This window comes from uncultured Sphingomonas sp. (genome assembly GCF_913777625.1).
Lineage (GTDB): Bacteria > Pseudomonadota > Alphaproteobacteria > Sphingomonadales > Sphingomonadaceae > Sphingomonas.
Genome location: NZ_CAJYTI010000010.1, coordinates 65,763 through 80,322 on the forward strand (window position 1 = coordinate 65,763; position 14,560 = coordinate 80,322).

Below are 14,560 nucleotides of genomic sequence, written 5' to 3' on the forward strand. Positions count from 1 at the left end.
GTCGTTCGGCGGCCAGTCTAGCCGCGAAACGACCGGGACGAAACCAGAGATGTGCCGTCAAGCGGCGGCGCGTTCCTCGGCGATGATCGCGCGGGCGAAGGGCACGCACTGGCCGCACTTGGCCTGGCAGCCGAGCGCGCGATAGGCCTGGCATGCGCTCTGTGCGCCCTGCCGCGCCACTTCCCGTACGTCCCGTTCCCGCAAGGCATTGCACACGCACACGACCATCGGAAAATCCCTCGGCTCTCGATGCGGATACACCTAGTGCGAGTGCGAGCGATTCGCAAGGCTATTGCGAATGGGTTGCAATCTACCACGCGCCAGGCTTCGCCACAGCCATTCGAGCGGCCCGTAGCGAAACTGCGCCAGCCAGGGAGCCGACCAGAGCAGCAGCAGCGCCCAGACGCCGACCACCACCGGATAGAGCTGCCAGCGCGAGAGGTGGCCGAACCAGCCGAGGCCGGCGCCGTCGAACAGCAGCACGCAGACCAGGCTGGTCGCCAGATAGTTGGAAAAGGCCATGCGCCCCGCGGCGGCGAGGCGGGTGGTCAGCCAGCCACCCGGCCGCGCGAGCAGCAGGATCAGGCAGGCCCAGCCAAGGATCATCGCCGGCCGCACCAGCCCGGTCAGCGCGACACCGGCCAGCAGTACCGAGAACAGGCTGAACCCCGCGGCGATCTGATACCAGGCGAGCAGGGCATAGACGGGCAGGGTGACCGCCCAGCTGCGCAGCCACCAGCGCCGCAGCGTCGCGCGGGGCCAGCGCCCGGCGAGCAGCCCGCTGCGCAGCGCCGCCATGCCGAACAGGAAATAGCCCAGCGTTTCCCAGCCATAGAGCGTCAGCATCGCAAACGGGCTGAAGGCATAGGCGCCGACGCGCTGCGCGACGATGCTCGCATAGTCGCCGCGCCGCACCGCCAGCTCCTCGGCGATGCGGGCGGCAGGCGGCGTGCCGAACGCGTCGACCAGGGCGGTATATTCCCCCTGCACCGGCATGGGCGCGAGCGACATCCGCCAGGCATCGTGCGCCAGCATGCCGAACAGCGCGGTGGTCGCCAGCACCAGCACCGCGCCGAGGCTGACCAGCCGCGACACCGGCAGCGTGCGCAACGGGTAGGCGATCATGCCGACCAGCGCATAATGGGCGAGGATATCGCCATGCCAGAGCAGCCAGAGATGGGCGATTCCGAATGCGAACAGCCAGCCCATCCGGGCATAATGCGCGCGGGCCGGATCCCGCCCGGCGGCTTCGGCCGCATCGGTGACGATCAGCAGCGAGGCGCCGAACAGGAAGGAGAACAGCCCGCGCATCCGCCCGTCGAAGAACAGGAAGTTGACCAGCCAGGCGGCCAGGTCCGCGCCGTGCCAGCCGCCATAGGCGCGCGGGTTGAAATAGGCGGCCTCCGGCATGGCGAAGCCGACGATGTTGAGCAGCAGGATGCCGAGCAGCGCGGTGCCGCGGACGAGATCGAGCGAGAGCAGGCGGGGGGGATCGGGAACCGGAATGGGGCTATGCACCCGCCGCGCTTAGAGCCAGCTGGCGATCTTATCGAGCGGTTTGCGTTCCAGCGCGGCGGCCGGCACGGTGGCGTCCTCGGCGGGGTGGCCGACGATGATCAGCATGATCGGCTTCTCATGCTCGGGCCGGCGGCAGAGCCGGTTGAGGAAGCGCGCCGGCAAGGCGGTGTGTACCAGCGTGGCAAGGCCCGCCAGGTGCAGCGACGTCAGCAACAGCCCGCAGGCGATGCTCACGCTTTCGGTGACGTGCGGGTTGGGGAAGCGGTCGGTCTCGCTGGCGCGGGTCTTGCCAAAGGCGACGATGACCCACGGCGCGGTCTCGAGATAGGGCTTGTCGGCGCGCGCTCCGAGATCGTTCAGCAGACCTTGCCATTCGCTCCCGCCGATCCCGCCGTAGAAATGGCGCTCCTCCTCCTCCACGGCAACGCGGAGCGCGGTCTTGGTGCCCGGCGACGACAGCACCGCGAAGTGCCAGGGCTGGCGGTTGGCGCCGCTCGGCGCCGCGCCGGCAGCGGCGATCGCCGCCTCGATCACCGCGCGCGGCACCGGCTCCGCGGAGAAGCTGCGGCAGCTGTGCCGCGTGGCCATCTGCGCCTCGAACGCCCGAGCACGGGCGATCCGCTCGGGGTCGGGCAACTCGGTTTCGGAGGTCCAGGGCCGCATCATTGGTTTCATAGGAGGTTCCGCCGCCAACCTCACCGAAGACGGTAATTCTGTCCATTCGGTTGTTGTGCGGATGCGACTTTATCCCGGACGCCGGGCCGCGACGGGCGCCGTCACCGGAGTCAGCCGCATGCCCGACCAACCGTCGAGCGCGCAGCGATCGCCCTGTGCCCAGCCGCCATTGGCGGCGAGGTCGGCGACGACGGCGCTGTTCAGGTCGCCCTCCGCCGGGGCATCGGGCCAGGACACCCAGCAAAAGCCGTTGGGCGCCAGCAGCGTGCGCAGCGCGCCCAATTCGCGTTCGAGATGATCCCGTCGGGATGCGAACAGGTGCGCTGCCTGCACCCCGTCAGTGGCGCAGCCCAGTTCCTCCAGCGCGGCGCGCTCGGGGGCGATGGCGGTGCGGATCGATGCCGGCATCGCGTGAAACCACACGCGCATGCCGGGCTTGAAGCCCAGCCGCGCCGCCATCTGGGTGCTAGAACGCTGTTCCATGGCCGCCCTCCGCTGTCATCAGAGTGTAGCCTATGCCGGACGGCGCCGCCAGCGGCCTTGATCGCGATCAGCCGGCGGCCGTATCGAGCGGAATGTTGCGCAGCGTCACCAGCGTGCCTGGCCTCGCCGCAGCGACGTGCAGCTCGGCGCCCATGCCCTGGGCCAGGTTGCGCGCGATCCGCAGGCCCAGGCTGTCGGCGCGGGCGACGTCGAACGAGTCCGGCACGCCGGCGCCATCGTCGCGGATCGTCAGCGACAGCTGCGCCCCCTCCGCGCAGACGGTGACGAGGATGGTGCCGGTCTCGCGGTCGGCGAAGCCGTGCTCGATCGCATTGGCGACCGCCTCGGCGACGATCAGCGCGAGCGGGATGGCGCGATCCGGCGGCAGCAGCAGCGCGCTATGCGCTTCCACGGCGTGGCGGATGCCCGGCCTGCCGGCGCTGGCCGCGAGGTCCTCGACCAGCGCGGTCACGAAGGCGTCGAGCGCCAGCGGCTCGCCCTTGCTGCCGTACAGGCGCCGCTGGATGCGGCCGATCAGCTGCAGCTTGGCGGCGGCGTCGCCGATCGCGCGCTGCGCCTCGCCGTCGGGCACCGTGCGGCGCTGGAGCGACAGCATCGCGCCGACCATCTGCAGGTTGTTCGAGACCCGGTGTTGCAACTCCACGAACAAGGTCTCGGCATGCTCCGCCAGGCGCCGGCTCCGCTCCCGCTCGGCGGCGAGGCGGGCATTGGCCGCCTGCATCCAGTGGACGAGCAGGATGTCGACGGTCACCACGCCGGTGTAGAAGATCAGCGCCACCGCGGTGCTTCGCGTCAGCACGAAGGTTCGCGCAGGCGGGATGAAGAAATACCAGGCGAGGATCCCGCACACCAGCCCGGCGACGATGCCGGGACCCCGGCCGAACAGGAAGGAGGCCAGGATCACCGCGGGGAAGAAGGTGAGATAGGGAAAGCCCGGCGGAAAGAGCGGGTCCAGCACGAGGCGCAGCCACCAGGCGATGCCGCAGAAGACGAGCGTGACGGCATAGGCCAGCGCGCGCCGTTCGGTGAGCACCGGCAGCCGTTCCCATGTGCGACCCGACGACGTCATTGCTACCCGTGAATCCTGTGCGTCCTGCGCAGCGGCACGGTTCGATCATCGAAAGCGGCCGGGCAGGCCTCCTCATCGTTCAGAAACAATGCAGACGCAAGCGCGCCATCATGCCGGAAGGATCAGGCGGACGCACGTTCCGTGCGGGGCTATCTGCTCGATCGTCAGCCCACCCCCCAGCGCATCCGCGCGCTCGCGCATGCCCTGCAGACCGTAATGGCCCGGTCGACCGCCTGCGGCGAGGATCGCCGGGGCGATGCCGGCGCCGGCATCTTCCACCGTCACCTCCAGGCGATCGCGCGTGCTCCGCATCGTCACCGTCGCGGCGAGGGTGCCGGCGTGGCGGCGCACATTGGCGAGCGCTTCCTGCACGATCGCCAGGATGTGCTCGAGCTGCGCCGGCGGATAGCGCAGCGCCGGCCCTTCGCGGGACACGGTCACCGTCAGCCCTTCCTCAGTGAGGCAGCGGGCCAGTTCCTCGATCAGCGGCTGGGGATCGTCGGCGACGCGGATCTGGCGCAGCCCCATCACGCGGTCGCGCGCTTCCACCATCACGTCGTCGGCGCGGTCCAGGGCCGAATCGAGCAGCAGCTGCGCCCGCGATCCGGGCTCGGTGGCGTAGGACGCTGCCTGAAAGCGCAGCATCAGCCCCTGCATGCTCTGGAGCAGCGTGTCGTGCAGCTCGCGGGCGATGCGTTCGCGCTCGGCGATCTGGGCCTCGGCGCGCGCACGGCCCCGCGCGACCAGCTCGCGCATCCGCCAGGCGTAGAGCAGCCACAGCAGCCCGGCGCCCAGCCCTGCCGCGAGCAGCCGGAACCAGGCGGTCTGGTAGAAGCGCGGCGCGATGGTGAAGGCGACGCTGGCACCGCGCTCGTTCCACACCCCGTCATTGTTCGCAGCGATCACCTGGAAGCGCCACGTGCCCGGCGCGAGGTTGGCGTAATAGGCCTCGCGCGCGGTGCCGGCGTCGATCCAGCCACGATCGACGCCCACCAGCCGGTAGCGGAACCGCACCCGCTCGGCCTCGGCGAGGCTCAGGGCGGTATAGGTGATCCGCAGATTGGCCGTGCCGGCGGGAAGGGATATGTCGCGCGGGGCGGCAAAGGTCTGGCCGTTCGCGGTCAGGCTGCGGATCACCACCGGCGGCGGCAGCGGGTTCTGGACGATCCGGGCGGGGTCGATCCAGCCAATGCCGACATTGTCCGCCACCCAGATCCGGCCGTCGCCGCCGCGCACCGCGGTGCTCTTCTGCGCATCCTGCTGGGCGACGCCCGGCAGCCCGTCGGCGGCCGTGAACAGCGTGTGGCGCAGCGGCGTGCCCGGCGCGGCAAAGGCGGCGTCCAGCGCGGCCTTGCTGGTCTTCACTAGCCCCTGCACGCCGTTGATCCAGATGGTGCCGTTCTCGGCCTGCACCAGCCCGGTGATGCCGCCGAGCGCCGGCACGCGGGTGGAATCGATGCCGCGCAGCCGGCCCTGCTCCAGCCGCGCGAGCCCGAGTTCACCGCCCACCAGCAGTCCCGCAGGACCAACGGAGAGCAGCGCGATGGTGCCGATATCGTCGCCCGGCACCGGCTTCAGTGCGTCGCCGCGGCGCTGGTAGAGCCGGTGTCGGCTGTAGAACCAGCTGCCGCCGCCGGGCCCCGAGGGGGTGTGCAGGCGGCCGCCCGGCGCGTCCGGCGGCGCGAGGCGCTGCCACTGGCCATTGGCCAGCCGGAAAACGCCGGCATCCTCCGCCGTGATCCAGATCGTGTCTCCGCTTCGGGTCCAGCCGCGGATCGGCCCCGGCGGGCGGGGGAGGTCGAGCCGCGATACGGCATCGCCGCGGATCCGAAGCACCTGATCGGGCAGGGTGAGGATGAGGTCGCTGCCGTCCGCCTCGATCTGCTCGATCGACGCAGCGAAGTGCCGCACCAGCCGCAGCGGCGCCCCGGCAACCGCGCGGTACAGGCTGTGCGGGTTCGAGGCATAGACGGTACCGTCCGGCAGTACCGCCAGCTGGAAGCCGCCCAGCGTCTTGTCGTCGACGCCGAGCGCGACGGTGGCGCTTACCGGGCGAAGGCGAACCAGCCCGAGATTGGTGCCGATCCACAGGTTCGCCTCGCGATCCTCGAGCAGCGGCACCGCGACCAGCGAGGGAAGGCCCTGCTGGGTGCCGATCCGCGTGAACAGTGGCTGCTGCGGCACTCCGGCGACGAGACTGCGGGTCTGGAGCACGCCGCCGTCGAACAGGGTCCGCCACAGCGTGCCCGCGCGGTCGAAGCGGATGCGGTCCGCACCGGGGGAGCGGAGCCCCGGCGGCTGGGGCGCGATCGCGAGACCCTGCCGGGGCGGCGCGGCGGCGTCCTGCGGATCGCCCGAGGCCCAGACGATGCCGTCCGGCGCGACCGCCAGCCGGGTGCGGGGGCGGGCGGGCCGCACCACGACGAACGCCCCGGCGCCGGGCCTGCGCACCCGGATGTCCGCCTGGGTGGCGATCCAGATTGCGCCGTCCCGTGCCGCGACGACGCTGTAGACGCGGCCTGGGGGGACCCCTTGTGCCGCGCCGATCCGCTCGGCCCGGCCTTGCACGACGCGGAGCAGCCCGCCCTGCGCGCCGCTCAGCGCTGCCCAGATCGCGCCGTCCCGGCCGCGGGCGAGCTCCTCGACCACCGCGTTGCCGGTGCCGAGCGTCTCCAGCCGGTTGCCGCGCAGGCGGGAGAGCTGGCCCGAGAAATAGCCGATCCACAGGCTGCCGTCCGGGTCGGCAAGGAGCGCGGTGATGTTGCGCGAGGGGAACCGCCCGATCCCGGGGCTCACCGGCTCGAAGGTGATCCCGTCGAACCGGTAGAGGCCCGCGCCGGTGCCGAGCCACAGCCAGCCCTCGGGCGACTGGGCGAGCGCCCAGATGTCCGGCGGGGCGCCGTCCACCAGATGCCAGGCGCGCGCGTTATATTGCGCGAGGCTGCGTTGCTGCGGCGCCTGCGCACAGGCAGGCGCTGCGGCGACCAGTGCCGCTGCGCCCAAGACTGTCCACCGCCCTCGGCCTCGCATGCGTCTCCGTAATCCCTTCCCCTGCCGGCCGCCGCGCCGAACCGTGCGCTGGTTGCGACCCGGGCCCGCACGGCTCGCATTGCACAGCTTCGCGCTTGGATATAGCCTCCCTCGACTTGGACTCGGGAAGCCTCGCCATGACGCTCGCCACGACCCCGCTCGACCGATTTTCGGTGATCAGCACCGGCACCGGCCCGGCCCGCGCCCTTTCGGCGCTGTTCGGGGCGCCGCTGCGCAGCGACGCGCATCTCGATTATTCGGAGGAAACGCCCCGCCAGCGCAACCTTTGGGCGGCGAGGCTCGATTCGGCGATCGTCCATGCCGAGCGGCCGGTGCTGCTGGTCGCCAATGGCGCAAGCTGCTTCGCCGCGACCTGGTGGGCGCGCCTGTCGCCGCGCGACTATATTTCGCGCGTCGCCGGGGCGCTGCTGATCGACCCGATCGCGGGCGAGGGCGATGCCGGCCATTTCGCCTCGCCGAAGATCCGGCTGCCCTTCCCGTCGCTGCTGCTGAGCGGCGACACCCCCGATGCCGGGGTGGCGGAACGCGTCCAGGCGCTGGCCACCGGCTGGGGGAGTGCGGTGGGCGGCCTGCCCCAGCTTCCCCACGCCCGGCGCAGCGGCAGCCATTGGCAGGGCGCACGCGAGCTGGTGCTGCGGATGACTGCCGGCATCGTCGAGCGCCGGGCCCAGGCCGCGGACGCGCTGGCCGCCGCGCTGGCGCCCGAGCAGGACTGAGACCTGCCCGGCGCTGCGGGTGTCCTTCCCGCCTTCGCCGGCGAAGGACACATGGTGGACTCCGTGATCGTAGCGGTCAGCGCGCGAGAATGGCGAGGGTCGCCGGCCGCACGCCCTCGCCCTGCGCCGCAAATCGGATGATCCCGGCATCGCCATGGTGGCGAAGGATAGCCTGGGCCAGGCCATTGAACGCGCGGCGGCTCGGCGCCTTGTCGGGTTCATGGCTGGTCGGGTCGCCGTTGCCGACGCCGATCAGCTCGGCCGGTCCGTCGATGGTGAAGCGCAGCGGCGTCGCGGCAGTGGGGACGGGGCGCCCCTTCGCATCGACGATCTCGGCGGTGAGGATCGCCAGGTCCCGACCGTCGGCCGCGATCTGCTTGCGATCGGCAGAGAGGCGGATCGCGGCGGCGGGGCCGCTGGTCTCGCGCACCGTGGTGGCGACGACGCGGCCGCCGCGGATCGCCCGCGCCTCCAGCCGGCCGGGCGCATAGGGCACGCGCCACGCGACATGGCCGCCGCGCTCGACCGGGCGGCGCCCGAGGCTGCGGCCGTTGAGCAGCAGCTCCACCGCCTCGGCATTGCTATAGGCCCAGACCTCGATGTCCTGCCCCTCGCGGCCCGCCCAGTTCCAGTGCGGCAGCAGGTGGACGAGCGGCTCGGGCCGCCACCAGGCGCGGTAGTACCAATAATTGTCCTTCGGGAAGCCGCACAGGTCCATCACGCCGAAATAGCTGGAGGCAGCCGGCCATAGCGCGTGCGGGGTGGGCTCGCCGCGATAGTCGAAGCCGGTCCAGATGAAGCCGCCGGCGACATAGGGATGCGCATCCGCAACCTTCCACCATTGCTCGGCGGTGGAGGCCCAGGCGGGAAATTCGGTGTCATAGGCGCGCACGATCTGGCGTGCCTTGTCGTTGAAATATTCGCCGCGGGTGGAGACCGTGCTCGCCGTCTCGGTGCCGATGATCGGCTGGTTGGGAAAGCGTTCGTGGAACGGGATGGTCTTGTCGGTGTGGTAGTTGAAGCCGATCACGTCGACTTCGCGTGCTGCAGCCTCATACTGCCCGCGGTCGAACGCCTGGGTGGTCGGGCGGGTGGGATCGAGGCGGCGGACATGCGCGACCATCGCATGGCTCACGCGCCCGCCGCGGGCGTTCATCGCCTGCGGCTCCTCGTTGCCGACCGACCAGAGGATGATGCTCGGATGGTTTCGGTCGCGGCGCAGGATGCGCTCGAGCTGGCTGGTCGATTCCGGATCGGTGCTGTTGCGCCGGGCCTCGTCGATCACCAGCATGCCGAGGCGGTCGCACGCGTCGAGGAAGGATTCCGAGGGCGGGTTGTGCGCGCTGCGCCAGGCATTGGCGCCCATTTCCTTGGTCCGCGCGATCCGCCAGGCGTCGAGCGCGGGTGGGATGGCGGTGCCGACGCCGGCATGGTCCTGGTGGTTGCAAACCCCCAGCAGCTTGACCGGCTTGTCGTTGAGGAAAAAGCCGTGCTCGGCATCGAAGCGGATCGAGCGGATGCCGAAGCTGGTCTCGTACGCGTCGATTGGCGCTTCGTTGACGAGGAGCCTGCTCACCAGCCGGTAGAGCACCGGCGTCTCGACCGACCACAGGCGCGGGTTGGGCAGGGTGACGCTTGCCTCGTGCGTCACGAGCGTGTTGGCCGCGGGGTTGAGGGTCGCGTCGGGCAAGGCGGCGACCCTCGTGCCCCCCGCATCGACGATGTACTGGCGCAGCGTGACCTTGGCAGGAAGCTCGGTGGCGTTGCGCACCTCGATCGTCGCGGTGACCTGTGCACCCGCCGGCGTGATCGTGCTGCGGACGACGCTCCCCCATTGCGGCACGTGCACCGGCGCGGCCTTTACCAGCCACACCGGCCGGTAGATGCCGGCGCCTTCGTAGAACCAGCCCTCGCCGAAGCTGGCGTCGGCGCGCACCGCCAGCTGGTTGGGCTGGCCTTCGAAGGTCAGGAAATCGGTGATGTCGGCCTGGAAGGGCACATAGCCGCTCTCGTTACGGGCGACGACATAGCCGTTCACGAACACGATCGCGTCGCGGAACACGCCGTCGAATTCGAGCCAGATGCGCTTGTCCGCGTCGCCTGCCTCGATCGGCAGCGCGCGGCGATACCAGCCGACGCTATTCGCCGGGAAGTCGCGGCCGATCGCCTTGAAGCCGTGCGAGGCGACATCGTCCTTGGTGTCTTCGGGCTTCATCCCCGGCGGCACCGCATAGGGCAGGTCCACGGCCCAGTCGTGCGGCAGCTGCACCGGCGCCCAGCCCTTGTCGTCGAAATCGGCCATTGCGGCATCGGCGGTATCCGCGCCCGCCTTGGCATAGGTGCGCTGGTTGAGGCCGAAGTTGAAGTCCCTGGCCAGATCGGACGCATGGCCGAGATGGAAGCGCCAGCCGGCATCCAGCGGCAGGCGCTGGCGGGGCGAAGGGAGCAGCGGGACCGTCGCCCCGGCCGGGCTCGGCAGCGTCGCCGCCAGGCCTGCGCCCATGGCTCCGGTCAACACGGTTCGACGCTGCATGCTCCGCTCCCCCTCTTGGCGGTCTAATTTATACGATTAATGCCAAGACGAGGGGGTGCTGGCAAGGCGGCGCGATCAGTCCTTCCGCGACAGCGGCTTGCGTTCGTCCAGGTCGAACGCGTCGCCATGGCTCAGCACGTGGAGGCAGACATTGTGCATCGACAGCGTGCGCTCGGGGCTCGCCTCCGCGATGTTCGAGCGGGTGACGCCGGCGCCATCGACGATGTACACGGCGCCCGCGCCGACGACGCGGAAGCAGCAGCCTTCGAGCACGATCGCGGTATCTTCGTCGATGCCGATGCCGAGCACGCGGGGGTTCTGCGCCACGGCGCCGAGCAGCCGCCCGATCCGGCCGCGCTCGGCGAAATGCTGGTCGATGATCACGTCGCGCACCAGCCCGAGGCCGGGGGCCATGTGAAGGTCGCCGATGCGGTGCGATTCCGCGCTGCTGCCCTTCACCAGCATCGTTTCGCTCATTACCGAGGCGCCGGCGGAGGTGCCCGCGACGACGCCGCCGCGCAGGTGGATCTCGCGCACCATCCGCTCCACCGGGGTGTCGCCGATCTGGCTGGAGATGCGCAGCTGGTCGCCACCGGTGAAGAAGATGCCGGCCGCGCCCTCGAAGACCGACTGGGTTTCCTGCTCCAGCGTCTCGCCGCGTTCATGGACATAGAGCTCGACCAGGTCGTGCACGCCCAGCGCGCCGAACGCCTTCTGATAGGCGTCGAAATAGCCGTCCGGCTGGTGGCTGGCGACGGTAGCGATGACGAGTTTGCCGTCCTTCACCCGCGCCGCGACCTCCTTTAGGATCGTCTTGTCGCCGTCCTTGTCTTCATGCCCGCCGATGATGATCAGCGGTCCGCCCCGTTCAGCCATGCAGTATATCCTTGAATTCGTCGCGGTGGACGCCCGCCCGCGGGGCATCGAGCCCGCTTGCATGGAGGGCGAGGGCGAAATGGTCGCTGTTATGGGCGATGCCGAAGGCACTCGAGCGTTCGATGACGATCACGCCGGCCTCGCCGCCGACCCGGCCGAGCCGGGCGATGGCATGGTCGGCGGCTTCGGTCGCCGAGCCGCCGCGTTCGAGCGCGTGCATCGCCTGCGCGGCCAGCACCGTGCGGAGGATCGCCTCGCCGTCGCCCGAAAAGGCGCAACCGCCCAGCGTGTCGTCGGCATAGAGCCCTGCGCCCGCGATCGGCGAGTCGCCGATCCGGCCGGGATGCTTGCCCGGCAGCCCGCCGGTGGAGGTAGCGGCGGCGATCGCGCCGGCCGCGTCGATCGCGACGCAGCCGACCGTGTCGTGCGCCTTGGCATGTTCGGAGGCGAGCGCTTCGCGCGACACCATGGCCTCGGGATCGACCAGTGCCATGCCGTGATCCGTGGCGAACCGCTCGGCACCGTCGCCGGCCAGCAGCACCGGCCGGGCCAGGAGCATCAGCCGGGCGACGCTCACCGGGTTGCGCACCCGCCGCACGCCCGCGACGGCGCCGAGGGTGAGGCCGGAGCCCTCCATCATCGCGGCGTCCATCTCGACGGTGCCGTCGCTGGTCAGCACCGAGCCGAAGCCGGCGTTGAACACCGGATCGTCCTCCAGCACCCGCACCGCCACTTCGGCCGCGAACACCGCGCTGCCGCCGGCGCGCAGTACCGCGGCGCCCGCCTCGGCTGCCGCGGCACAGCCGGCGCGGTTGCGATCGTGAAGGTCGGGGTCGATCGTCTTGGCGCCGCCATGGACGATCAGCGACCAGCGGGCTGCCTCAGGCATGCGCCGGCTCCTGCGGGGCTGGGACTGCGACGGGATCGAAGGCGAGGATTCGGTCCCACACCGCCTGGATGGCGCTGGGCATGATCACCAGCAGATCGCCCGGGCGGCCGAGTTGCAGCACGGTATTCACCGCCTCCATCTCATCGACGATCCGATGCACCCGATCGGGCGATATGCCGGCCTGCATCGCGCCCTGCGACATCAGCCCGTTGGTCTCGCCCCGCGGACGTCCGCGGCCATCGGGGGCTTCGCGGAAGACGATCTCGTCGAAGATCTCGCCGGCAAGCTGGCCCATCTCGACGATATCGCAGTCGCGCCGGTCGCCGGGGATGCTGACCATGCCGATCACGCGGTTGTAGCGCCCGCGCATCCGCTCGATCACCTGGCCGAGCGCGCGCAGGCCTGCGGGGTTGTGGGCGTAATCGAGGATGCAGCGCATGCCGTGCGCGTCGTGGATGTTGAGCCGGCCGGGCGAATCCTCGAACGAGGCGCTGAACGCGCGCAGTCCCTCGCGGATTGCCTCCAGCGGCACCCGCTGCACCGCGCACATCGCCACCGCCGCCAGCGCATTGGCGATGTTGAACTCGGCGATGCCGCCCAGCGTCGCGGGGATGTCGGCAGCGGGCATCAGCTCGGTGCGTGTCCCCGCCTGGTGGAGCACGATGCAGCCGCCATAGCTGCCGGGCTCGCGCACCACGGCGATCCCTCCCTCGGCGATGTGGCGACGCAGCTCGCCGGAGAGATCCGAACCGCCATAGAGCGAGAACCACACGATCGTGCCGCGCGCATGGCGGGCGATGCGGTGGCACATGGGATCGTCGGCGTTGAGCACCGAATGCCCGCGCCGCGCGACGCTCTCGACCACCACGCCCTTCACCTGGGCGAGCTGCTCGACCGTATCGATGCCCTTGAGCCCGAGATGGTCGGCGGTGACGTTGAGCACCGCGCCGACATCGGCGCCGTCGAAGCCCAGCCCCTCGCGCAGGATGCCGCCGCGCGCCGTCTCCAGCACCGCGACGTCGACCGCCGGATTGCGCAGCACGGTGCGCGCACTCTTCGGCCCGCTGGCATCGGCCTCGGTCATCAGATGGCCGTTGAAATAGATGCCGCTGGTCGTCGTCATCCCGACATTCTTGCCGGCCTGGCAGAGGATCCGGGACACCATCCGCGCCGTGGTCGACTTGCCGTTGGTGCCGGTGATCGCGAAGATCGGAATCCGGCTGCCGCTGCCGCGGGGGAAGAGCATGTCGATCACCGGCGTGGCGACATCGCGCGGCGTGCCGCTGGAGGGTTCCAGATGCATGCGGAAGCCGGGGGCGGCGTTGACCTCGACGATGCCGCCGCCGGTTTCGCGCACCGGGCGGCGAATGTCGGGCGAGAGGAAGTCGATCCCGCACACGTCGAGCCCGACCACCGCCGCCGCCTGCTCGGCAATGGCGCGATTGGCCGGGTGGATCACGTCGGTGCGATCGACCGCGGTGCCGCCGGTCGAGAGATTGGCGGTGTCGCGCAGGATCACCCGCTCGCCGGCCATCGGCACGGTGGCGGGGGTGCGGCCGGACCTTTCCAGCAGCGCCAGCATCGCCGCGTCGATGATGATGCGAGTCAGCACATTCTCGTGCCCGGTACCGCGGCGCGGGTCCTGGTTGAGATCGTCGATCAGCTGGGCGATCGAATGGAAGCCGTCGCCGACCACTTGGGCGGGCACGCGCTCGGCGACCGCGACCACCTTGCCGTTCACCACCAGGATGCGGTGGTCGTTGCCCGGCACCTGCTGCTCGACGATCACCCGGCGGCCATGGTCAGCGGCGAGCGCGAAGGCGGTGCGCAAGGCCTCCTCGTCGGCGATGCCGGTGGTGACGCCGCGACCATGGTTGCCGTCGAGCGGCTTGACCACGACCGGCCAGCGCAGCCGCCTGGCTTCGGCCAGCGCTTCCTCCACCCGGCGCACCACCACGCCGCGCGGCACCGGCAGTCCGGCCTCGCCAAGCAGCTGCTTGGTCATCGCCTTGTTGCCGGCGACGTCGACCGCGATCTGGGCGGTGTCGCCGGTGATGCTGGCGCGGATGCGCTTCTGGCGGCTGCCATGGCCGAACTGGATCAGGCTCTGCGCATCGAGCCGCGTGACCGGGATGCCGCGCCGTTCCGCGGCCTCGACCAGCGCGCGGGTGGTGGGGCCAAGCGCCTTCGCCTTGAGCAGCGCCTCCAGCGCGGCGACGATCGCCCGCACGTCCTGCGGCGCATCGAGCGGGGCAGTGCCGAGCAGTTGCAGGCCTTCGACACGACGCAGCGGCTCGGGCAGCAGATCGGCGACCAAGCGGAGCGCGGCCAGCCCGGCGGCGAGCCCCACCGTCTCGTCGCGATAGGTGTAAAGGATGTTGTACACCCCCGGCCGGTCCTTCACCGATCGGGTCTTGCCGCGGGCGACGCGCGAGCCGGCGAGCGTCTGAAGTTCCAGCGCGACATGCTCGATGATGTGGCCCATCCAGGTGCCTTCGCGCAGCCGCTCGACGAACCCGCCGGGACGCTGGTAGCTGCAACCGTGCACGCCCAGGCCGGGAAGGAGGGCGAGCAGCGCATCGGTGAAGCCGGGCAGCGTGTCGCTCGGCCATTGCTCGAGATCGCGCAGATCCAGCTGGATCCGGATCATCGGGCGGGTGCTGTAGAGATGGGGGCCGCGATAGATGCTCCGCTCCAGCACCCGCATCCCATTTGCCGAAGCCGGGCGC

Annotated in this window: 11 protein-coding genes; 1 reads left to right on the forward strand and 10 read right to left on the reverse strand. The window is 70.6% G+C overall.

Annotation, left to right across the window (positions count from 1 at the left end; all coding sequences use genetic code 11):
* Nucleotides 1–57 precede the first annotated feature (57 nt).
* From QZ814_RS05425 to QZ814_RS05450, 6 genes are all read right to left on the reverse strand, one after another.
* On the reverse strand, nucleotides 58–228 hold the full coding sequence (locus tag QZ814_RS05425) for a (2Fe-2S)-binding protein (protein ID WP_294330065.1): 171 nt from the start codon (nucleotides 226–228) through the stop codon (nucleotides 58–60).
* Between the two features lie 33 nt (nucleotides 229–261).
* Nucleotides 262–1,518, reverse strand: a complete 1,257-nt coding sequence (locus tag QZ814_RS05430) for a DUF418 domain-containing protein (RefSeq protein ID WP_294330066.1) — start codon at nucleotides 1,516–1,518, stop codon at nucleotides 262–264.
* A 9-nt stretch (nucleotides 1,519–1,527) separates the two neighbouring features.
* A complete protein-coding gene (locus QZ814_RS05435) occupies nucleotides 1,528–2,193 on the reverse strand; it encodes a nitroreductase family protein (protein ID WP_294330067.1) in 666 nt (221 codons plus the stop codon).
* Between the two features lie 69 nt (nucleotides 2,194–2,262).
* Nucleotides 2,263–2,676: a hypothetical protein gene (locus QZ814_RS05440; RefSeq protein ID WP_294330068.1), complete on the reverse strand. Its 414-nt coding sequence runs from the start codon at nucleotides 2,674–2,676 to the stop codon at nucleotides 2,263–2,265.
* 67 nt (nucleotides 2,677–2,743) lie between these two features.
* Entirely contained in the window at nucleotides 2,744–3,766 is a 1,023-nt protein-coding gene (locus QZ814_RS05445; RefSeq protein WP_294330069.1) for a DUF4118 domain-containing protein, read from the reverse strand.
* Between the two features lie 108 nt (nucleotides 3,767–3,874).
* Entirely contained in the window at nucleotides 3,875–6,769 is a 2,895-nt protein-coding gene (locus tag QZ814_RS05450) for a sensor histidine kinase (protein WP_294330070.1), read from the reverse strand.
* 164 nt (nucleotides 6,770–6,933) lie between these two features.
* On the opposite strand from QZ814_RS05450, the gene QZ814_RS05455 reads away from it, so the two are divergent.
* Entirely contained in the window at nucleotides 6,934–7,533 is a 600-nt protein-coding gene (locus QZ814_RS05455) for an alpha/beta hydrolase (RefSeq protein WP_294330071.1), read from the forward strand.
* A gap of 76 nt (nucleotides 7,534–7,609) precedes the next feature.
* Here the strand turns inward: QZ814_RS05455 and galA are convergent, their stop codons facing one another.
* From galA to cphA, 4 genes are all read right to left on the reverse strand, one after another.
* Nucleotides 7,610–10,066: a beta-galactosidase GalA gene (gene galA, locus QZ814_RS05460; protein WP_294330072.1), complete on the reverse strand. Its 2,457-nt coding sequence runs from the start codon at nucleotides 10,064–10,066 to the stop codon at nucleotides 7,610–7,612.
* Nucleotides 10,067–10,141: 75 nt separating this feature from the next.
* The gene (locus tag QZ814_RS05465; RefSeq protein ID WP_294330073.1) at nucleotides 10,142–10,942 is read right to left on the reverse strand and encodes a cyanophycinase; all 801 of its coding nucleotides are present in this window, start codon (nucleotides 10,940–10,942) and stop codon (nucleotides 10,142–10,144) included.
* Complete coding sequence (locus QZ814_RS05470) at nucleotides 10,935–11,831, reverse strand: isoaspartyl peptidase/L-asparaginase family protein (protein ID WP_294330074.1); 897 nt, start codon at nucleotides 11,829–11,831, stop codon at nucleotides 10,935–10,937. The genes QZ814_RS05465 and QZ814_RS05470 overlap by 8 nt, the downstream gene beginning before the upstream one ends.
* A complete protein-coding gene (cphA, locus tag QZ814_RS05475) occupies nucleotides 11,824–14,538 on the reverse strand; it encodes a cyanophycin synthetase (RefSeq protein ID WP_294330485.1) in 2,715 nt (904 codons plus the stop codon). Before cphA ends, QZ814_RS05470 begins: the two co-directional genes overlap by 8 nt.
* Nucleotides 14,539–14,560 lie beyond the last annotated feature (22 nt).